Source organism: Fictibacillus macauensis ZFHKF-1, from assembly GCF_000269865.1.
Classification (GTDB): Bacteria; Bacillota; Bacilli; order Bacillales; family Fictibacillaceae; genus Fictibacillus_C; species Fictibacillus_C macauensis.
The window spans coordinates 298,281-317,301 of record NZ_AKKV01000020.1 but is presented as its reverse complement, the minus strand read 5'-3'; the positions used below and the strand labels follow the sequence as shown (position 1 = coordinate 317,301).

The following is a 19,021-nucleotide window of genomic DNA, read 5'->3' as shown; positions in this document are numbered from 1 at the left end:
GGGATCAGGAGGAGAAATCAAGTGAAACCTTTACAAATTTCCGCGGAAACGGCAGTAATGTTAGCCAAAAAACTAAACGTTCCGCTTGAACAATTAATGCATATGCCGCAGCATATTTTAATGAAAAAGTTAATGGAGCTAGAGCAAGCAGACAGTGAAAGTGAAACGAAAAAAGACTAACTTTTCATAACGTACTTTTATAAAGTATTTTAAAGAAAAAAAGGATGGAACAACAATGGATACGACAATTAGAGCCGGTGAAATGTATACCTTAAAGGTAGATCGTCAAAGTGATTTTGGTTATTTTTTAAGCGACGGAACAGAAGAAGTGATGTTGCATAAAAGAGAAGCTTCACGATCATTGCAAGACGGAGATGAAGTAACGGTATTCGTCTACCAAGATCACGAAGGACGATTAGCGGCAACAATGAGTGAACCGAAAGTCCGTTTAGATAGCTTAGCGTGGCTAACCGTCGTTGGCTCACAAAAACGTCTTGGAGTCTTTTTAGACATTGGCATTGCAAAAGACGTACTGTTATCAAATGATGACTTGCCAGGTCCGCTAGAAGAGTGGCCGCGCATCGGTGATCAATTGTATGCAGGGTTACGTTTAGATAAGAAAGGACGTTTGTTTGCCGATTTAGCTTCAGAAGAAGAACTTGTTGAGATTGCTGAAAGTGCGGAAGAAGCACACTTTAACAAACAAGTAACAGGTCATGTGTACAAGTTAAACGAAGTGGGTGCATTGCTGTATACGAAAGATCATCATATTGGCTTTATACATCGAGACGAAATGACGCGCCCTCTTCGTTTAGGAGAAGAAGTAGAAGCACGAATCTCCTTTGTACGTGAAGATGGTCGTGTGAATCTTTCAATGAAGCCGCGTAAAGAACAAGCATATAGTGAAGATGCTGAGATGATCTATGCGTATTTAAAAGAGCATAAAGGACAAATGCCTTATACAGATCGTTCCGAACCAGAGGCGATTAAAACCGAATTTAACATTTCAAAGGCAGCCTTCAAACGAGCGCTCGGAAAGCTTATGAAAGAAAATAAAATTAAGCAAGAAGAAGGCGTTACCTTTTTAAAAATTTAAGAGAAATCAAACGAACGATAGTTGGCGATTCGCTTTACTATCGTTTTTTTTAGTACATGTGCCTAAAAGAGTGAAGAATGACGATGGAGGGAACGCTAACGTTACCTTTTTGCAGATGTTACGGAAGTTTTTGAGAGTAATGCCATACATATAGAAGAGAGAGGGCGGTGAGGGAATGGATGTAATACTCATAAAGCTTGGCATTTCAGCTTTGCTCGGCTTAATTATTGGGTTAGAACGAGAATTAAAACGCAAGCCCGTTGGCTTAAAAACGTCGCTTGTTATTTCTATAAGCAGTTGTTTGTTAACGATTGTATCGATTGAATCAGCGCAAGCTTTTTCAGAAATCAGTGGCAGAACACAAATGGACCCGATGCGGTTAGCCGCTCAAATTGTAAGCGGAATCGGTTTTTTAGGAGCCGGTGTTATTTTAAGAAGAAGTAATGATGTCATTTCTGGGCTAACGACGGCAGCAATGATTTGGGGTGCTTCAGGTCTTGGGATTGCTGTTGGCGCAGGCTTTTATTTGGAGGCAGGAGCAGGGGCATTAATGATGTTGATTTCTGTAGAATTGATTCCAATGCTCATGAAGAGGTTAGGACCTAAAGCATTAAGCGAAAAAGAAGTAAGAGTGCGGCTTCATGTTGCGGATGATGCAGACATGACGGCGATTGTGAAAAGCATTAAAGAGAAAGAAGTAAAAATCTATAATGTTCGGGTAAAAGATTTAGAAAGTGCCTCGTCGAAAATGGAACTCATGCTTGGCGTGTATGAAAAGCGCTATACAACGGACGTTTATTATGAAATTAAAAGCATTCCTGGTGTTCAAAAGGTGGAAATTGAGACGTTATAAGAGGTGAGGACGTTATGAGAGCGTTGCTTGTAATTGATTATACGTATGATTTCGTTGCTGATGATGGGAAGTTAACGACTGGGAAGCATGGACAATACATCGATGAAGCCATTTCCAAATTAATTATGCAATTTGCGGAGCGTGGTGACTATATAGTATTTGCGGTCGATCGTCATGAGCTATCTGATCCGTTTCATCCTGAATCGAAATTATATCCACCACATAACATTGTAGGAACAAAAGGAAGAAGCTTATACGGTAAGGTTGGCTTTCTCTATGAGGAGCTGCTCCGTAATAATTACCCTTACGTCACTTATATGGACAAAACACGTTACAGCGCCTTTGCCGGTACGCCTTTAGATATTAAATTAAGGGAACGGCGCATTACAACTATTACGTTAACAGGCGTCACAACCGATATTTGTGTGCTACAAACGGGTATTGATGGGTATAACCTTTGTTACGACATGATTGTTCCAGCTCAAGCGGTACAAAGTTTTACGCAAGAAGGTCAACGATTTGCGCTACAGTATTTTAAAACGGTACTAGGAGCTACAGTCTTAATGTAGATTGTACGGTTAAATAGGCGAGCCTTTATTATGGTTCGCCTTTTTTAGCACTTTATGAGAAGATAGAAAAAGATGTTACTAGAACGATTTGTAAACGTGAGTTCATGAAAGTAAAAGGAGTGGGGATATGGGGAAAAAGGCGGTTCTTGCTGGCGCAACCGGGCTTGTGGGTCGTCAGTTAGTACAACTATTAATGGAAAGTACTCAGTATGATGAAGTGGTTCTTTTTAGTCGACGGGAAACGGGTTATCAACATAAAAAAATTCGCGAAATCATTTTGGATTTTGCGCATTTAAAAAATTATCGGCAAGAATTTCAAGGAGCAGATGTTTTTTGTTGTCTCGGTACTACGATTAAAAAAGCTAAATCAGAGGCCCTATTCCGTATGGTTGACCGCACGTACCCGGCGGTTATGGCTAAGTTAGCGGCCGATGAAGGTGGGGCATGTTTTGCGGTCATTTCTGCTCTTGGCGCTAAAGTAAACTCGCCATTTTTTTACAATCGGGTAAAAGGAGAAATGGAGCGGGATGTGTTAAGTGATGGTCCAGAAAAGACAGGAATCTTCCGTCCGTCCTTATTAACAGGGGAACGTGAAGAATGGCGGTTAGGCGAAAAAGTGGGTGAAAAAGTGTTACAGGCATTCTCTTTCGTCTTAAGTGGTCGTCTCAGTAAGTATCGATCGGTGTCTGCGAGTGCAGTAGCCTATTCTATGTATGGATGGGCCCAATCAAAAGAAACAGGCAAAAAGATTCTCTATCCATCTTCGTAACGAACTTTTTTTCACTAAGAACAAGCGCTTACTGGTTTTATCCTTACATAAAATCCGCTATAATAATAAGAGAAAGTGGAGGGATTACAATGAATGCATATGAAGAATATATGAAACAAATGGCACAGCCGATGAGAGACGAGCTTACAAACGCTGGTTTTCAAGAGCTAACAACACCTGAAGAAGTAGAGCAGTTTATGGAAAGTGATGAAACATCGCTCGTAGTGATTAATTCTGTTTGTGGTTGTGCAGCAGGTCTTGCGAGACCATCTGCCATCTATTCATTAAACTATGAAGGACGTCCGCAACGCATCGCGACTGTTTTTGCTGGTCAAGATAAAGAAGCTACTGCGAAAATGCGCGAATACTTTGAAGGCTTACCACCATCATCACCTTCAATGGCCATCTTAAAAGGCAAAGAAGTTGTACACTTTATTCACCGTCATGATATTGAAAATCATAGCCCAGAAGAGATTGTTGGCAATCTTGTTCAAGGATATGATCGCTTAAAATAAAGCGTTATGAAAAGAAACAGAGAGGGCTCTGCGTAGAGTGCTTCCTCTGTTTCTTTTTTTATGTTTTCTAGCCTTGTAGAAAGAAACGGGCTAGATACTTTTTACTACCTTGCTTCCTAGAACACACGGTATTTCTATAAACAGTAACCCTTTTTTATAGAAGAAGGTTTAGTAATTTGGAAAAAAATCCAGGGAAAACGTAGTTTAAAAGGGAATTTTATATGAACATTCTACTAACTCTTTCTTTTTTTTTTGAAAGTAGAGAGGCAAGGAGAAAAGTGTCAAGGTCTTTTTTCCTTTTCAACCTATAATTTTCAGAATATTTAGTTAAAAAATCAAGGTTGTTAGGGCTTCTTCACTGAAAAATTTGCATAATTTGTCTATTAACTAGTGAAGATAGGTCTTCTTTAAATAGGAAAATCTCCATTTGTGCACTTATTGAAGAATTGTGTATGATATAGTCAATATTCAGAATATTCATAGCGAAGTAAACAGTGGGAAATGAGACGATTGATTACTAGCATGCATGAATGTTTGTATTATGTACTATTAAACTATTGGAGGTATGTAGAATGCGTAAAAAACAAGTTGTGGGAACGGTATTATCGGTAGGGTTACTAGCTGCGAGCTTATCAACAGGAGGACAAGCTTTTGCTAAGGGAGCAGACGAGGGTAAGTCGTTAGTGAAAAATGTCTTAAGCGTTGAAAAGTATAATCAAACCATTGGCGCTGTCGAATTTAAATCTGGCAAGCTAACGAAAGCATCATCCAAGTCTCCTAAGCAAGTTGTTTTTAATTATTTAACGCAAGATAAGAAAACCTACCAATATGGAAAAGGAGATGCGGCGCGTTCCTTTATTGTGAAAAAGCAAGTGAAAGATCCTCAAGGTAACACGGTTGTTAAACTGCAACAAAAGGTTAATGGTGTCCCTGTTTGGAACTCAGAACAAGCAGCTACCGTAGCAAAAGATGGCACGATGACCGTTTTCTCTGGAAGTGTTATTCCGCATTTAGAACAAAAGCTACAAGGGCAATCTAAAAAGGGTGTTTCTGCATCAAAAGCAGTAAAAATCGCTCAAAAACAGTTAGGCTTTGTGCCAAAATACGAAAAGAAGCCTAGTGCCGAGTTAGTAGTTTATACGACAAGTGATCAAAAAGCACACTATGCGTATAAAGTGAATTTAAATTTCCTTTCACCTAAGCCGGGAAATTATGATTATTTCGTTTCTGCAACGAATGGTTCCGTTCTTCATCACTTTAATAGTATTGATCTAGTGGATGGAGAAAATGCAAAAGGAACCGGTGTTGGTGTATTAAAGGATAAAGTTGATCTAGATTTAACGTCTGCTGATGGTAAGTTTTATTTGCAAGATAATACGCGAGGAGATGGTATCTTTACGTATAATGCCAATAATTCAGAAGACATTCCTGGTACGCTCTGGTCAGGTGATAAAAAAGACTTTACGAGTAAAGAAGATGCAGCAGCGGTTTCTGCTCATAATTTTGCAGCTAAAACGTTTGACTATTACAAAGATACATTTAAACGAAATTCCTATGATAACAAAGGAGCTGCGTTAAAAAATAGTGTTCACTATGGCTCTGACTACAATAATGCCTTTTGGAATGGTTCTCAAATGGTGTACGGTGATGGCGATGGAAAAATGTTTATTCCGCTATCAGGGGCAGTCGATGTTGTCGCTCATGAATTAACGCATGCGGTTACCTCAACAGAATCAAATCTTACGTATGAAGGTGAATCAGGTGCTTTAAATGAATCATTATCTGATATTTTTGGAACATTGGTAGAGTTTAAAACATCACCGGATACAGCAAATTATGAAGTAGGCGAAGCTGTATACACGCCTGATCAAGACGGAGATGCTTTGCGCTCTATGTCCGATCCAGCAAAATATGGCTACCCAGATGATTACACAAAACGCTATAAAGGTTCTGAAGATAACGGTGGTGTTCACAAAAATAGTAGTATCATCAATAAAGCAGCTTATTTGATTGCAGCTGGTGGGAAGTTTAATGACGTTGACGTAAAAGGAGTAGGCAATGATAAGCTTGGTGCCATTTTCTATAAAGCAAATACATCCTATTTGACGTCTTCATCTAACTTTTCCCAAGCTCGTCAAGCAGTAGTTCAAGCCGCTTCTGATTTATACGGAGCTGATAGTCAAGAAGTTAAAACAGTCAATGCAGCCTTTGACGCGGTCAAAGTAAAATAAGTACTGTGCAAAACGTAAAGAAACCGGTTCATTATTGAACCGGTTTCTTTACGTTGTTTCACCCTCTTATTCATCCTCCATTCTTAAAAAAAGGTTGCTTGTAGCTTTTATTCGTCATATAATATCACTTATTGATGTAAGGAAATATGACATATGATGAGGGGTGATGAAGTCTATGAAGGAATCAGTACTGCTTAATTTGCTATGGGTGATGTTTGCTACGATCCTTGTGATGGGGATGCAAATCGGATTTGCCTTACTAGAAGCGGGTTCAGCACGAATGAAAAATGCTGCTCATGTTGCCGGCAAGCAAATGATAAGTTTTGCTATTGCTACCCTTTCTTTTTGGGCTATTGGCTTTGGAGTTGCCTTTGGAAAAGGGAATGCGTTGCTAGGAACAGAAGGGTGGTTTATGCATGGAGATAGCATGTCAACTGCCGGTGTACCGATTGCTAGTACCTTTTTATTTCAACTTTCTTTTGCGGGGGTATCGTTAGCCATCGTTTGGGGAGGGTTTGCGGAACGAGCAAAGCTATCTCTTTATTTTCTGTTCGGGGCGTTTTATATGATCGCGATCTATCCGGTTGTTGGTCATTGGGTTTTTGGTGGTGGTTGGTTAGCTGCATGGGGAATGCAAGATTTTGCTGGATCCACAGTCGTTCATTTGCAAGGAGCAGTGGCAGCTTGTGTGGCGAGCGTGCTTCTTGGGCCGCGAAAAGGGAAGTTTAATAGGGACGGTACTGTGAATGTGCTGCCTGGACACAATCAGGTGTACACCGTCATTGGTGGATTCATCCTTTGGATTGGCTGGATTGGGTTTAATGCGGGAAGTACGTTAAGTGTAAAAGATGGTTTCTTTGCTTATGTCACCTTTACTACGATGCTTGCGTCTAGTGCAGGTGCGGTTGTTGCTGTCGGTCTCTCATTATTGCATGGTAGAAAAGCTGACATACCGACGATGGTAAATGGAGTGATTGCTTCACTCGTAGCCATTACGGCTGCGTGTGCTTTTGTTGAGCCGTGGGCAGCTGTCATTATTGGTGGAGTTGCTTCAGCGATCGCTTATTGGACAGCGATTGTTGTTGAGCGGCGAGGATTGGATGATCCGATTTTTGCTTGCTCTGTTCATGGAATCGCTGGCGTTGTCGGCACCCTTTTAACAGGCGTATTTGCTGCTCCTCGTCTTGTTGAAAAAGTAGGGGTGGGACAGATGGGGCTCATCTATGGCGGAGGCATTCACCAAATGGTCGTGCAGTTGGCGGGTATTGGTGCAACGATTCTGTATGCAGGAGGAGTGTCATGGTTTGTTCTGAGTGTACTAAAGAGGTGGATGGGTCTTCGTGTACAAGAGAGAGAAGAGGTATCAGGATTAGATTTGAGTGAGCATGGTGCTTATGGCTATCCAGAGCATATCGCCTTTATGAAGGAAGAAAAGCGTAAGCGTGCGTAATATAAAAAACACACCAAGAAGCAACTATCGTGCTGTTTCTTGGTGTGTTTTCGTTCTTATTTATAATTGCTGCTGCAACATGTGCTAGAAGAGCTGCAAGACGAGCTAGAAGATGAACTGCAAGACGAGCTTTCTTCTTGTTTGCTTGTGCCATACCAACAAGAACAACCAATAATAATAAGCAAAATAAATAAAACAATAAGTAACGTAAAACCATTGCGGCCCCCAAAACCACCGTAGGATACACCGCATCCGCCTCCTGCGCCATAGGACATACCGTAGTGAGGAAGCCCTACTGAAGGTAGTGCTGTAATGGGTGCATTCATACTAGGGTAGGCAATTGGTGCGTTTAATGCTGCATTAGGTTTCACGCCCGCTGTTAGTGGTATATTGCTTTTTGATCCTTCCATTTCTATTCCCTCCGCCATAAAAAAATAGTCATCTCACTACACTTTATGTAGCAGGAGGAAAAAGGGAACTAGGATTTCTTATAGCCATTTTACCTTTGGTTCCGTTTTGGCGATTATGCGACGAATATTGGCACGATGGCGGTAGAGTAAAAATAATAGAAAAGCAACCATAACGAGTGTTAAGGTAACATCTCGAACAACGATGCCGTAAATAACAGCGGCTGCACATGCTAATAATGAAGATAGTGATACGTATTTTGTCACATATAGTACGAGGAAAAAGACAGCGATTAATAGACAAAACATAAGTGGTGCATAAAATAGCAAAACACCCGCTGATGTTGCAACGGCTTTGCCGCCTTTAAATTTAGCAAACACAGGATAACAATGACCGATTACCGCGGGAATACCAGCAACGAGAATGGGTAAGCTGCTGTCGAAGAAAAAGGGCAGTGCTGCTGCAAGTGTTCCTTTTAACAAATCTGAAATGGTTACGATAAAACCTGCTTTTTTTCCAAGAACACGAAACGTATTCGTTCCGCCTAGATTTCCGCTTCCGTGTTCGCGAATGTCTACATCATAAAACACTTTTCCTACAATTAATGCAAAAGGCACAGAGCCAATTACGTAGGATAACAATAAAATAATGGCAATCATTACTTCACCTTCCGCTTCTCTCTTTTCTTCTTATTATAATGGCAAACATAAGTTTGGAATAGTTCTTTTTTAGTGAGGAGCCCGTTGCCCTTTCTTTTGAACTGTGCTATAGATGAAGGTGAATATACATAGAAAGATAATAGGTGAGCAGAACAGATGATTGTTACAACGGCAGGAAAATTTAATGAAAAACTAATACAAAAGGCATTAACTCTTTGTGAAGAAGTACAAGGAACATTTGTTTATCGGAAAAATCGTTCCATCGCCTCGTTGCAAGAACAAGGGAACGATTATGTTTTAATGGTGGGCGTTGAGAAATTAACATTATATGCACCTGGAAGCAACGAGCCGGTCTTTTTTCATCCGAATTCATCCATGTTTCGCGTAAAGCAGCTTTTGCGCAGGGAACATGATCCGCTCGTAGCGGCGGCGCAATTAACGACGGGAATGACCGTGTTAGATTGTACAGTTGGACTTGCCTCTGATGCGATTGTCTGCAGCCTGGCAGTAGGAGAAACAGGCTCTGTGACAGGCATTGAAAAAAATCCTTATTTAGCCTTACTTGTTAGAGAGGGTTTGCGAGCATGGGACAGTTCGCTGCCTGAAATGAATGAAGCAATGCGGCGGATTGTCATTGAAACAAATGACCATTTGACCGCTTTGAAAAAAAGAGAAGACGCTTCTGTTGATGTGGTCTATTTTGATCCGATGTTTGAACAATCACTGGATTCTCCGGGGTTAGCGGGCTTAAAAACCGTTGCGGCCCATACGACGATTACAGAAGAAGTACTTCATGAAGCATTGCGGGTCGCTAAATGTCGTGTTGTCATGAAAGATCATTACGCTAGTTCCCGATTTCAAGCATTTCCTTTTCATGTATATAAACGACCGTCTTCGAAGTTTCACTATGGTGTAATCGAAAAAGAAGCAAGACGAACCATGTAACGTGAAAGCATGGTTCGTCTTGCTCAGCATTAAGAAGTGAGAACGTCTGTATTCATGACCCATTCTTTAATGACGCAGTCGCGAGCACCGGTCGTTACGTAAGGATCATTTGTAGCTAATTCTTCAGCAGCTGCTAGAGACGCTGCCTTATAAATAACGAGTCCGCCCGAACCGTCGGCAAAACGACCATAGGTAACGATGTGTCCTGCGCTCGTAGCTTCTTGTAAATACGCTAAATGCTCATCGCGGTACCTAACACTTTTCTTTTCATCTAGAATGGGTAAAGTTACTGCAAAATACTTCATAAAATCGCCTCCTTCTTTTATTATGCGTAAAAATTGCTAGCCTTGCAAAGATGTTCTACTAAATTAGTAGAGAGATTTTTTTTCGTTGATTAGTATAAATCGCTTCTTTTCTGAATAATATGGTAACAACAAAGGGAAAGAGGAAGGTGGCCGACTCTATGAAAACGATTGAAACGCTAACGATGTATAGTAGAAAGAACGAAGCGGAAAATTCCAATGATAGAATAACGTTGTTCTTAACTAAATTTCATCTGAAGTCTAAGGTAGCACGTTGTATCACCTTGCGTCGATTAATGCTTGGTGGGGCAAGAGCTGTCGTGGCACACATTTTAATTTCCTCTGAATATCGAGCGGACTTTCATGAGTTATTAGAAGACACTGTCATTAAAGATTTTTATTTGGATTTAAAAAGAGGTAACCTAGAATCTGTCGTTTCTGTGTAAAAAAGCACGTAATAGGTGCCAATCCCTCAAACAGTTGTTATAATATGAAATGAATGAACTTAAGAGGGGTTTTGTAGGTGAAGTATTTTACAGTCGAAGAAGCAAACCAACTTATACCTGTAATCTCAAAGGAATTAGAGGAGCTTCAAGCGCTTCAACGCTCCTTTGCGCAGTTTTATGACGAGCTTGAACGTGTGAAAAAATCAGACAACCCACCCGATGACCATTTTTTTCAATTGGAAAGCAACTTGGACCTGATGGAGCATGAGGCACAAGCTCGTATTCAAGCCATTCATTCCCTTGGTGTAGAACTAAAGGATATTTATGATGGCCTTGTTGATTTTCCTGCGATCATTGACGATGAAGAAGTATTGTTAACATGGCGGCAAGGGGAACCGACCGTCGTTTATTATTATCCATCACATGAGTATGAGGCAAAAAGCCGAGCGTTATGGAATTAACACATCTTTATAATGGGGGTTGTGTTTTTTTGAGAAATGTCTTATGATAAATGTCGTGACAGTACCTCGAAAGAATGGAACAACTTTCCTGCGCCTATAGTGAAATGGATATCACACGAGATTTCGGCTCTCGTATTCTGGGTTCGAATCCTGGTGGGCGCGCCATTAAAAAGTTATAAATACCACGGGGGAACCGGTGGTTTTTTATATGCATTTTAAACTAAAAATACAACGTTGCAGGTTGGTGATTTAAAGTGTCGAAAGAAGTAGAAAAACCGTATCGCATTTTATTGTACTATAAGTATGTACCAGTGGAGGAGCATGAATACTTTGCGAAGCAACACTTAAAGTATTGTAAAGAGCTAGGTGTGCTAGGACGTATTATTGTTGCTCCTGAAGGAATTAATGGTACTGTTTCTGGTACAGTGGAACAAACGGAACAGTATATGAAAGATTTAAAAAGTGATCCTCGTTTTGAAGATGTAGTTTTCAAAATTGATGAATCTGATGAACATGCATTTAAAAAAATATTTGTTCGTCCAAAACAAGAACTCGTTACGTGGCGTTTTGAACAAGACGTCAATCCAACGGAGCTTTCAGGGAAGCGATTAAGCCCGAAAGAATGGATGGAAATGATTCAACGTGATGATGTTGTGATTGTTGATGGTCGTAACGATTATGAATATGAAATTGGCCATTTCCGAAATGCAATTCGTCCGGGTGTACAAGCATCAAGAGATTTTCCGAAATGGGTTCGTGAAAACTTAGATCAATTTAAAGATAAAAAAGTACTAACGTATTGTACGGGTGGTATTCGTTGTGAGAAATTTTCTGGCTTCCTTCTTCAAGAAGGGTTTCAAGATGTCTATCAGTTAGAAGGCGGTATTGCGACGTACGGTAAAGACGAAGAAACGAAAGGTCGTTTCTGGGATGGTAAAATGTACGTATTTGATGAGCGTATTTCTGTGCCTGTCAATCGTACCGAAGAAGATGTTGTTATTGCCTCATGCTATTATTGCGGCAAAACGGAAGATCGCTATGTAAACTGCGCAAATCCTGATTGCAACCGTCAGCACGTTTGTTGTGAAGAGTGCGAGAAAACGTATAAGCGTTCTTGTTCAGATGAGTGCCGTGAGCATCCGAAAAATCGATATGACCTTGAAATGCAACAAGAAAACGAACAAAAAGCATCGCATGCTTAACGATGCGCCCTAACAGTCAACATCACGTTGGCTGTTTTTTTAGGATAAAAATGAACGTTTTTGATTGAAAATGATTGTTATTGGATGATTCTTTCGTTATACTTAGGATAAAGGAGGCGGAAGATGCTACGTTCGTTACGATTAGAAAAAATTATGGGGCTTGTTGATAGTAAGCAAATGGCGACGCTTGATGAGTTAATGCAAGCAACGCACTCTTCAGAATCGACCATTCGTAGAGATTTGGATGCTCTTGAAAAAGAAGGTAAGTTATCACGTGTTCACGGCGGCGCAATTAAGCGCTCATTAAAAAATAGGGAAGCTTCTTACGCTGAAAAAGCGGTGAAATTTAGTGAAGAAAAAGAACGAATTGGGCAATACGCGGCAACGTTCGTTGCAAATTATGCGTGTATTTTCTTAGATGCGGGTACAACGGTTGCGAAAATGATTCCATACTTAACGGCGGTTGGTGTAACGGTTGTTACAAATGGCATCGATCTCGTTTCGCCTTTATTGAAACAAGGCATACAAACGTATGTTGTTGGAGGTAAAGTAAAGGAGCGAACCGGTGCATTTGTTGGAAGTAACGCGCTTCATAGTCTTGAACAATATCGTTTTGATGCTTGTTTTCTTGGTATGAATGGTATTCATCCGGAATGGGGCTATACGACGCCAGATCCCGAAGAAGCCATGTTAAAACAAAAAGTTCTATCTCTTTCTAAAGTGGGCTACGTTCTTGCAGATGCCTCTAAACTAGGAGAGAGTTGTTTTTCAAGTGTTGCATCCTTACGGGCAGCGACGCTAGTAACGTCGAATGGAACAACGCCGCTAACGTTATACGAAAACAAAACAAACATAAAGGTAGTGAAGCTATGATTTATACAGTAACGTTAAATCCATCTGTCGATTATCATGTAGAAACACCAACCCTTCATGTTGGCGAAGTAAATGTTGCTCAGCGTCAGCACTATAAAGCAGGTGGAAAAGGAATTAATGTTTCCATGGCTTTACAGAATTTACATATAAAAAGTGAAGCTTTTTTACTTGCAGGTGGTTTTACAGGTCAATTTATTGTAGAAACCTTACAAGAAAAGGGAATTGTTTATCATGCGGTTGCTGTGGAAGAGCCAACGCGTATTAATGTGAAATTAAAGCAAAAAGTAGAAACGGAATTGAACGGACGATCTCCTTATGTATCTGAACAAGTCCTTCGTTCTTTAACGCAACAACTACTAGATGTTGTTGCCCCAAAAGACTATGTTGTTCTATCGGGAAGTTTACCTGAAAGTGTAGCAGCATCCACCTATGCGACGCTATTAGAACAATTGGAGAGTAAAGGTGTATACGTTGTAATTGATAGCAAAGGGAAGGCATTAGAAGAGGCGTTACCGAAGCGACCGTTTCTCATCAAACCCAATCAGCATGAAGTGTCAGAATGGCTTGGTTCAACCATTTCCACTCCACAAGCAGCATGTAACGCAGGGAGAGAAATGATGAAACACGGTGCAGAGCATGTGATTGTTTCCATGGCTGGTGAAGGCGCTGTATTCGTAAGTGAAGAAGTATGCGTAGTTGCGAATGCTCCAAAAGGCATTGTTCAGCATTCAATTGGAGCGGGAGATTCAGTAGTAGCTGGCTTTCTTGCGCATTATTCGCAGCATGGCGATTTAGTAGAAGCTTTTCGTTATGGTGTGGCAGCAGGAAGCGCGTCGGCATTTTCGCACGATTTATGTACAAAGGCTGAGGTAGAGGCACTTGTAGACCGCGTAACGATCTCACCACTAGATTAAAAAAGGAGATTGGACGATGAACTCAGAAGAAGTGATTAAAAATTATAAGGATCAAGAAGCAATGATGGTTTTATTATTTGCGCAATGGTGTACGAATCATGGCTACGATCCCATCGCATTATACACGGCTGCTTACCCAGATCAACCTAACAATGAAGCGTTGCAACGCGCCATCCATGAAACGGTTGCAAAGGAAGAAGAAGCGTATGTTCCAGATGAGCTTTTATTACAGGTGTTATCTTCTTTCGGAAATGAAGAACTCGCCTTTGTTATTACAGAAAAGATGAAAGGAAGAAAAAAATGATACAAACAGGAACGATGGTTACGGCTTTATATAAGACAGGTAAGTATATTGGTCAAGTGGTCAACATAAAAAATGATAAAGCGTTAGTTGAAGTGCACGCCGTGCTAAAGCATCCTGATCAAGGAGATTTGCATCAGTATAAACAGAGTGATGTTGGCTTTTTTCATCAACGAAAGGCACTGGCTTTTCAAGAAAAAACATGGGCACCGCTGTCTACTGTTTCCGCATATGAAGGGGAAGTGCCTCTTTATGACCATTCGCTGCAAACAGCCTTAACAGCTCTGGAAGACGTCTTGAAACAGCGTGGTGATGAGTGGAGTGCTCGCTCATTAATGTGTTTAGAGTCGTTAAAAAAAGAGTACGTAAGTTTACGTTAAAATGTGCGTGTATCTTTAAAGGGTGCTATACTATATGTGAAGAAAGCTCACATGATTTTTTAATCGCAAAAAAGGGTAGTCTATGAAAGATAATGATTTGTAAAGGTGGCTTAAAACATGAAAGAGATGCAGCAACACATTATTTCTCAGTTGGCGGTGAAATCGTCCATTGAGCCTGCGGAAGAAGTACGACGTCGTATTGAGTTTATGAAAACGTATGTAAAAAAGACGGGTATGAAAGGATATGTCCTCGGCATTAGTGGGGGGCAAGACTCTTCTTTAGCCGGTAAACTTGCGCAGCTTGCGGTGGAAGAACTGCGTAAAGAAACAGGAGAAGATTTTGTTTTTATTGCGGTTCGTCTTCCGTACGGCGTACAAAAAGATGAAGATGATGCTCAGCGTGCTCTGCAATTTATTGCGCCAGATGAAACGGTAACGGTAAACATTAAAGGAGCGGTCGATGCTTCTTCTCAAGCGTTTCGTGAAGCAACAGGCACAGCGATTACGGATTTCTTAAAAGGAAATATTAAAGCGCGTGAACGTATGAAAGTACAATATGACATCGCTGCCTCTCGTAAATGCCTTGTTATTGGAACAGATCATGCAGCTGAAGCAATTACTGGGTTTTTTACAAAGTATGGCGATGGCGCTTGTGATCTTGCCCCGCTTACCGGTCTAAGTAAACGACAAGGAAAAGCTTTGTTAAAAGAAATGAATGCTGAAGAGCGCATTTATATGAAAGTGCCAACAGCGGATCTAGAGGATGACAAACCGCTTGTTCCTGATGAAACGGCACTAGGTATTACGTATGAAGAATTGGATGATTATTTAGAAGGAAAAGATGTATCTGAACAAACGCGTCAAAAAATTGAAGATCGGTACCGAATGACCGAGCACAAACGCCAATTACCAGCTGCGCCAAGTAACGATTGGTGGAAGTAATGTAAGAAGCAGACAATGAAACTCATTGTCTGCTTTTTTTTGTTACGTTATACTAATTTTGGGAGGAAAAGAGAGGGGGGAGCAGCGATGAGTAAAACAGCAAAGTGGGTATTTATTATAGGTGGATTGATTACCGCTTATGTGATCTTTTCAAGTGTTCAACGAGAAAATGATCGCAAAGCAAATTTGGAAGCGATTCACACGTATTTTCATAAAAAAGTTGAGATAGATGAAAAATTGAAAAAGCAATATGATGATACATTTTATGTGACAGTTGAAAAGAAAAAGTATGTTGTTACAGTAAAAGATCATAAAGTTTCAAGAGTGAAAGAGCAAAAACAATAGCAAGTGCATGGTTTTTTAGCATATAATCGGGGCAAGAGGTGAATTTAATGGAAACGAAATGGGTGCTTTACGGAACAGAAGTAGTAGAGCGAGACAAAGTTTCAATTGATTTGGAAGACCGTGGCTATAACTTTGGTGATGGCATTTATGAAGTCATCTCAATCCATGGTGGCAAACCATTCGCCTTACGTCCGCATTTTCTTCGTTTTGTAGAAAGTGCACGTAAAATGCAAATAGCTTTACCTTGTAAGTGGGAAGACATCGCAATGAGTGTAGAGGAATTACTTCGGAAAACGGGTGTGCAAGATGGCATCGTCTACATTCAAATGACGCGTGGTGTTTCGCAGCGCAATCATGTATACACTCACAAAGAACAAGCCGTTATCACAGGGTTTGCACGCAGTACAAGCTCAATGGAAGAAGAGCAAACGAACGGAATGGCTTGTTTTGTTACCGAGGATCTTCGCTGGTTACGTTGCGATATTAAAAGCTTAAATTTATTAGGTAATATTATGGCTAAACGCCAGGCAGCAGATGAGGGCTGTCAGGAAGCCATTTTACATCGCCAATGGCAATGTACAGAAGGCTCTGCGTCCAATGTATTTATCGTAAAGAATGGCATCGTTTACACACATGAAGCAAATCACTATATCTTAAACGGCATTACACGTCAATATGTGCTCAGCTTGGCGCAGAAACTTAATATCACGGTCCGTGAAGAAGCATTTTCTCTTGCTGCTCTAGAACGAGCGGATGAAGTGTTTTGTACGAGTACGTCATTAGAGGTTGCTCCTGTTGTTGAGGTAAAGGGAGACATTCAAGCAACGTATGAAATCGGACAGGTAACCAAAACGTTACAGCAGGCTTTGCAGCAAGTTCTTTTTGAAGAAGTAAATGCCTGAAAAAACTGTTGTCTCTCTTTTATTTAAAGAGAGAGACAACAGAACCTAGTTGTTGCATAAAGCCCATGGCAGAGTTAATGCCATTAAATGTTTTTCCCCAGCTAAAGGGACTTTGATTCTGACCTTGATTTTGAGGGTTGGTTGCGTTTATGCCTTGATTAAAGGGAAACCCTTGTGGAAAGCTGCTGTTACCAAAAGGAAATGAGTTGCTTTGGTTGTAAGGATTGTTGTTTTTGGAAGCACCGAAGCCTTGTTTTTTTGAAGGATATCCTTGTGGCGGTCCTGCGTAAGGAGGCGGTGCTGGTAACATTGGATAGGCAGCATACGGACTTTGCGGTGGATAAAGAGGAGATAGTGGTGGTGGAGCGTAATTCCCGCTTGGAAACGGTGTAATCGGTGTGGCATTCGTTGGCGGACGAGGAGGAGAATACTCGGTTAGTTCGGGCTGATGCGAAACGGGTTGACTATGAAATGGATCATATCCACCATAGGGAAAATTACGGAGTGAGCGTTTCGTAGGTTCATCGTACATATGTTTTCACCTCGACTTTTTCTTTTTATGTATATGTACAGGGACTAATAAATGTATAGACAAGAATCCTAGAAGAGATAAAAAGAGTGCTTTAAACAAAAAACCCCCGAGAAAAGCCAGGAAGACTATTCTCGGGGGTTTCACTATGTTATACGAAAAGATGTAGAATTTGATAAATGATTGAAGCAACTATAGCGGAAATCGGTAGCGTAATAATCCACGTCATAACGATGCGACGAGCAACGCCCCATTTTACCCCTTTTACACGTTTGGCCGAACCAACACCCATAATTGCAGAAGAAATCACGTGTGTAGTACTGACAGGAAGCTTCAAGGCTGTAAATGTAAAGATAATAATAGAAGAAGAAAGGTCAGCGGCTGCGCCGTTTACAGGCTGCAACTTCATAATTTTCCCACCAACAGTTTTAATGATTTTCCAACCACCGATGGACGTCCCAATCCCCATTGCTAGCGCTGCTCCAAAACGAACCCACATTGGAATGCCGTCAGAGTCATTTAAATATTTACCTGAGACAAGGGCAAGTGTAATAATCCCCATCGCCTTTTGAGCATCATTCGTTCCGTGAGAAAACGATTGTAAAGCCGCAGTGAATACTTGGAAAGAACGGAACCCTTTATTCGTTTTTGTTTTGTTAAAGTTTTTAAAGATCGCTGCGAAAAGCGTCATAATGATAAATCCGACCGCTAAAGCAACGAACGGTGAAATAATGAGTGCTTCAATAATTTTTACGAAGCCTCCATAGTTTAGAACGCCAAATCCTTTTGCGGAAATCGCTGCACCCGCAATGGACCCGATAATCGCATGAGAGGAACTAGACGGTATGCCGAAATACCACGTCACTAAGTTCCAGGCAATACCAGAGATAAGTGCTGACAATACAATTGTAAGCCCAATTTTCCCATCTGAGAATTGAAAAGGATCTACAATGTCTTTACTAATACTTTTAGCAACACCAGTAAAGGTAAGTGCTCCAACGAAGTTCATTGTAGCTGCTAAAGCAATCGCGACTTTAGGTGGTAATGCTTTTGTTGAAACACTCGTAGCAATGGCATTAGCTGTATCGTGAAAACCGTTAATAAAATCAAAAGCAAAAGCAAAGATAGCTATAAGAACAATAAGTACGAAAAGAGTATCCATTACGAGTCTCCTTATGCGTTACGCATGATGATCGTTTCTAACGTATCAGCTACATCTTCTGTGCTGTCAGAAACGCCCTCTAGCAATTCGTAAATCTCTTTGTACTGAATAATTTTAATTGGGTCTTTCTCAGTCTTGAATAAGTGCTTAATGCTCGTACGCAAGAGGTCATCTACTACAGATTCTAAGTCGTTAAGTTTGATCGCGTGCGGACGAATGTCCATTAATTTCTTTTTGTTTAACAATTTTGCAGATTCAGCCACATAATACGTCGCTTCAAGAATATGTTCTGCAAATTTAATCATAAATTGGTCAGCGGTTGTAATGTTGTACATTTCGAAACGAGACGAACATTGTTCCATGCCATCAAGAATGTCATCCATTTTGTTGGCAAGTTCTAAAATATCCTCACGTTCTAGGGGGGTGATAAAGGTTTTATTTAAACCGATAATAAGTTCATGAATGAATTTATCGCCTTTGCTTTCATATTCCTTCATTTTTTTTGAGAAAACTTTTAAATCTTCATCGGATTTGATTTTGAAATCGACAAAATATTGTGCTGAGTCGCGAACGTTGTCGGCGATGCTCATAAGTAAATCTAGAAACAAATCCTTTTTTGATGAAAAAATCATTTACTAAAACCTCCGTTTTGTTAAGAAAAAGTGAATTTCCCCTAAAATTTTTGCTAACCCAAACCAATCGTATTATATCGTGTATGTACATAAAGATAAACAGCTTTTTCGACTTTGAAATAAAACCTTTACAAA

Annotated in this window: 25 protein-coding genes and 1 tRNA gene; 20 read left to right on the top strand and 6 right to left on the bottom strand. The window is 40.5% G+C overall.

The features are described 5' to 3' along the window. The first annotated feature begins 21 nt into the window (after positions 1-21). The 8 genes from A374_RS19840 (at position 22) to A374_RS04545 (ending at position 7,483) form a co-directional block, all read left to right on the top strand. A complete protein-coding gene (locus tag A374_RS19840; protein WP_007201018.1) occupies positions 22-180 on the top strand; it encodes a YycC family protein in 159 nt (52 codons plus the stop codon). 55 nt (positions 181-235) lie between these two features. After that, the gene (locus A374_RS04575; RefSeq protein WP_007201017.1) at positions 236-1,096 is read left to right on the top strand and encodes a CvfB family protein; all 861 of its coding nucleotides are present in this window, start codon (positions 236-238) and stop codon (positions 1,094-1,096) included. Between the two features lie 175 nt (positions 1,097-1,271). Continuing rightward, entirely contained in the window at positions 1,272-1,949 is a 678-nt protein-coding gene (locus tag A374_RS04570) for an MgtC/SapB family protein (RefSeq protein WP_007201016.1), read from the top strand. Between the two features lie 14 nt (positions 1,950-1,963). After that, positions 1,964-2,518 carry a cysteine hydrolase family protein gene (locus A374_RS04565; RefSeq protein WP_007201015.1) on the top strand — a complete coding sequence of 185 codons (555 nt, stop codon included), beginning with the start codon at positions 1,964-1,966 and terminating at the stop codon, positions 2,516-2,518. Positions 2,519-2,645: 127 nt separating this feature from the next. Continuing rightward, complete coding sequence (locus A374_RS04560) at positions 2,646-3,287, top strand: NAD(P)H-binding protein (RefSeq protein WP_007201014.1); 642 nt, start codon at positions 2,646-2,648, stop codon at positions 3,285-3,287. A gap of 89 nt (positions 3,288-3,376) precedes the next feature. After that, a complete protein-coding gene (locus A374_RS04555) occupies positions 3,377-3,802 on the top strand; it encodes a BrxA/BrxB family bacilliredoxin (protein ID WP_007201013.1) in 426 nt (141 codons plus the stop codon). Between the two features lie 572 nt (positions 3,803-4,374). Next, positions 4,375-6,033, top strand: coding sequence for a M4 family metallopeptidase (locus A374_RS04550; protein ID WP_007201012.1), 1,659 nt, complete (start codon positions 4,375-4,377; stop codon positions 6,031-6,033). Positions 6,034-6,208: 175 nt separating this feature from the next. Next, positions 6,209-7,483 (top strand): ammonium transporter, encoded by a 1,275-nt coding sequence (locus A374_RS04545; RefSeq protein WP_007201011.1) that lies wholly within the window; start codon positions 6,209-6,211, stop codon positions 7,481-7,483. 56 nt (positions 7,484-7,539) lie between these two features. Here the strand turns inward: A374_RS04545 and A374_RS21420 are convergent, their stop codons facing one another. Further along, complete coding sequence (locus A374_RS21420) at positions 7,540-7,893, bottom strand: YjcZ family sporulation protein (protein WP_007201010.1); 354 nt, start codon at positions 7,891-7,893, stop codon at positions 7,540-7,542. Between the two features lie 78 nt (positions 7,894-7,971). After that, on the bottom strand, positions 7,972-8,550 hold the full coding sequence (gene plsY / locus A374_RS04535) for a glycerol-3-phosphate 1-O-acyltransferase PlsY (protein WP_007201009.1): 579 nt from the start codon (positions 8,548-8,550) through the stop codon (positions 7,972-7,974). Positions 8,551-8,706: 156 nt separating this feature from the next. Between plsY and A374_RS04530 the strand changes: the two genes are divergently transcribed. Continuing rightward, entirely contained in the window at positions 8,707-9,495 is a 789-nt protein-coding gene (locus A374_RS04530; RefSeq protein WP_007201008.1) for a class I SAM-dependent methyltransferase, read from the top strand. Positions 9,496-9,524: 29 nt separating this feature from the next. Here the strand turns inward: A374_RS04530 and A374_RS04525 are convergent, their stop codons facing one another. After that, complete coding sequence (locus tag A374_RS04525) at positions 9,525-9,800, bottom strand: YciI family protein (RefSeq protein ID WP_007201007.1); 276 nt, start codon at positions 9,798-9,800, stop codon at positions 9,525-9,527. Positions 9,801-9,958: 158 nt separating this feature from the next. Between A374_RS04525 and A374_RS04520 the strand changes: the two genes are divergently transcribed. From A374_RS04520 to dat, 11 genes are all read left to right on the top strand, one after another. Next, entirely contained in the window at positions 9,959-10,243 is a 285-nt protein-coding gene (locus A374_RS04520; protein WP_007201006.1) for a hypothetical protein, read from the top strand. A gap of 77 nt (positions 10,244-10,320) precedes the next feature. Next, complete coding sequence (locus A374_RS04515) at positions 10,321-10,704, top strand: DUF2203 domain-containing protein (RefSeq protein ID WP_007201005.1); 384 nt, start codon at positions 10,321-10,323, stop codon at positions 10,702-10,704. Positions 10,705-10,794: 90 nt separating this feature from the next. Then, a tRNA-Arg gene (locus A374_RS04510) sits at positions 10,795-10,869 on the top strand. 89 nt (positions 10,870-10,958) lie between these two features. Then, positions 10,959-11,906: an oxygen-dependent tRNA uridine(34) hydroxylase TrhO gene (gene trhO, locus A374_RS04505; protein ID WP_007201004.1), complete on the top strand. Its 948-nt coding sequence runs from the start codon at positions 10,959-10,961 to the stop codon at positions 11,904-11,906. Between the two features lie 123 nt (positions 11,907-12,029). After that, a complete protein-coding gene (locus A374_RS04500; protein WP_007201003.1) occupies positions 12,030-12,779 on the top strand; it encodes a DeoR/GlpR family DNA-binding transcription regulator in 750 nt (249 codons plus the stop codon). Further along, on the top strand, positions 12,776-13,693 hold the full coding sequence (gene pfkB / locus A374_RS04495; RefSeq protein ID WP_007201002.1) for a 1-phosphofructokinase: 918 nt from the start codon (positions 12,776-12,778) through the stop codon (positions 13,691-13,693). Before A374_RS04500 ends, pfkB begins: the two co-directional genes overlap by 4 nt. Before the next feature lie 16 nt (positions 13,694-13,709). After that, a complete protein-coding gene (locus A374_RS04490; protein ID WP_007201001.1) occupies positions 13,710-13,997 on the top strand; it encodes a hypothetical protein in 288 nt (95 codons plus the stop codon). Then, entirely contained in the window at positions 13,994-14,374 is a 381-nt protein-coding gene (gene kapB / locus A374_RS04485) for a kinase-associated lipoprotein KapB (protein ID WP_007201000.1), read from the top strand. Before A374_RS04490 ends, kapB begins: the two co-directional genes overlap by 4 nt. 126 nt (positions 14,375-14,500) lie before the next feature. Then, complete coding sequence (nadE, locus tag A374_RS04480; protein WP_040340333.1) at positions 14,501-15,316, top strand: ammonia-dependent NAD(+) synthetase; 816 nt, start codon at positions 14,501-14,503, stop codon at positions 15,314-15,316. Positions 15,317-15,403: 87 nt separating this feature from the next. Further along, positions 15,404-15,661, top strand: a complete 258-nt coding sequence (locus tag A374_RS04475) for a hypothetical protein (RefSeq protein ID WP_007200998.1) — start codon at positions 15,404-15,406, stop codon at positions 15,659-15,661. Between the two features lie 47 nt (positions 15,662-15,708). Beyond that, complete coding sequence (gene dat, locus A374_RS04470) at positions 15,709-16,563, top strand: D-amino-acid transaminase (protein WP_007200997.1); 855 nt, start codon at positions 15,709-15,711, stop codon at positions 16,561-16,563. A 19-nt stretch (positions 16,564-16,582) separates the two neighbouring features. On the opposite strand, the gene A374_RS04465 is transcribed toward dat, so the two are convergent. The 3 genes from A374_RS04465 to A374_RS04455 all read right to left on the bottom strand — a co-directional run bounded on the left by A374_RS04465 (position 16,583) and on the right by A374_RS04455 (position 18,886). Beyond that, positions 16,583-17,095: a hypothetical protein gene (locus A374_RS04465; protein ID WP_007200996.1), complete on the bottom strand. Its 513-nt coding sequence runs from the start codon at positions 17,093-17,095 to the stop codon at positions 16,583-16,585. 148 nt (positions 17,096-17,243) lie between these two features. Next, the gene (locus A374_RS04460; protein ID WP_007200995.1) at positions 17,244-18,254 is read right to left on the bottom strand and encodes an inorganic phosphate transporter; all 1,011 of its coding nucleotides are present in this window, start codon (positions 18,252-18,254) and stop codon (positions 17,244-17,246) included. 11 nt (positions 18,255-18,265) lie between these two features. Further along, positions 18,266-18,886 carry a DUF47 domain-containing protein gene (locus tag A374_RS04455; RefSeq protein ID WP_007200994.1) on the bottom strand — a complete coding sequence of 207 codons (621 nt, stop codon included), beginning with the start codon at positions 18,884-18,886 and terminating at the stop codon, positions 18,266-18,268. Positions 18,887-19,021 lie beyond the last annotated feature (135 nt).

What these genes read in the sequence shown, in the direction of transcription:
- A374_RS04575 (WP_007201017.1), top strand. Translation starts at nt 236, where the DNA reads ATGGATACGACAATTAGAGCCGGTGAAATGTATACCTTAAAGGTAGAT.
- A374_RS04570 (WP_007201016.1), top strand. Translation starts at nt 1,272, where the DNA reads ATGGATGTAATACTCATAAAGCTTGGCATTTCAGCTTTGCTCGGCTTA.
- A374_RS04565 (WP_007201015.1), top strand. Translation starts at nt 1,964, where the DNA reads ATGAGAGCGTTGCTTGTAATTGATTATACGTATGATTTCGTTGCTGAT.
- A374_RS04560 (WP_007201014.1), top strand. Translation starts at nt 2,646, where the DNA reads ATGGGGAAAAAGGCGGTTCTTGCTGGCGCAACCGGGCTTGTGGGTCGT.
- A374_RS04555 (WP_007201013.1), top strand. Translation starts at nt 3,377, where the DNA reads ATGAATGCATATGAAGAATATATGAAACAAATGGCACAGCCGATGAGA.
- A374_RS04550 (WP_007201012.1), top strand. Translation starts at nt 4,375, where the DNA reads ATGCGTAAAAAACAAGTTGTGGGAACGGTATTATCGGTAGGGTTACTA.
- A374_RS04545 (WP_007201011.1), top strand. Translation starts at nt 6,209, where the DNA reads ATGAAGGAATCAGTACTGCTTAATTTGCTATGGGTGATGTTTGCTACG.
- A374_RS21420 (WP_007201010.1), bottom strand. Translation starts at nt 7,893, where the DNA reads ATGGAAGGATCAAAAAGCAATATACCACTAACAGCGGGCGTGAAACCT.
- plsY (WP_007201009.1), bottom strand. Translation starts at nt 8,550, where the DNA reads ATGATTGCCATTATTTTATTGTTATCCTACGTAATTGGCTCTGTGCCT.
- A374_RS04530 (WP_007201008.1), top strand. Translation starts at nt 8,707, where the DNA reads ATGATTGTTACAACGGCAGGAAAATTTAATGAAAAACTAATACAAAAG.
- A374_RS04525 (WP_007201007.1), bottom strand. Translation starts at nt 9,800, where the DNA reads ATGAAGTATTTTGCAGTAACTTTACCCATTCTAGATGAAAAGAAAAGT.
- A374_RS04520 (WP_007201006.1), top strand. Translation starts at nt 9,959, where the DNA reads ATGAAAACGATTGAAACGCTAACGATGTATAGTAGAAAGAACGAAGCG.
- A374_RS04500 (WP_007201003.1), top strand. Translation starts at nt 12,030, where the DNA reads ATGCTACGTTCGTTACGATTAGAAAAAATTATGGGGCTTGTTGATAGT.
- pfkB (WP_007201002.1), top strand. Translation starts at nt 12,776, where the DNA reads ATGATTTATACAGTAACGTTAAATCCATCTGTCGATTATCATGTAGAA.
- A374_RS04490 (WP_007201001.1), top strand. Translation starts at nt 13,710, where the DNA reads ATGAACTCAGAAGAAGTGATTAAAAATTATAAGGATCAAGAAGCAATG.
- kapB (WP_007201000.1), top strand. Translation starts at nt 13,994, where the DNA reads ATGATACAAACAGGAACGATGGTTACGGCTTTATATAAGACAGGTAAG.
- nadE (WP_040340333.1), top strand. Translation starts at nt 14,501, where the DNA reads ATGCAGCAACACATTATTTCTCAGTTGGCGGTGAAATCGTCCATTGAG.
- A374_RS04475 (WP_007200998.1), top strand. Translation starts at nt 15,404, where the DNA reads ATGAGTAAAACAGCAAAGTGGGTATTTATTATAGGTGGATTGATTACC.
- dat (WP_007200997.1), top strand. Translation starts at nt 15,709, where the DNA reads ATGGAAACGAAATGGGTGCTTTACGGAACAGAAGTAGTAGAGCGAGAC.
- A374_RS04465 (WP_007200996.1), bottom strand. Translation starts at nt 17,095, where the DNA reads ATGTACGATGAACCTACGAAACGCTCACTCCGTAATTTTCCCTATGGT.
- A374_RS04460 (WP_007200995.1), bottom strand. Translation starts at nt 18,254, where the DNA reads ATGGATACTCTTTTCGTACTTATTGTTCTTATAGCTATCTTTGCTTTT.
- A374_RS04455 (WP_007200994.1), bottom strand. Translation starts at nt 18,886, where the DNA reads ATGATTTTTTCATCAAAAAAGGATTTGTTTCTAGATTTACTTATGAGC.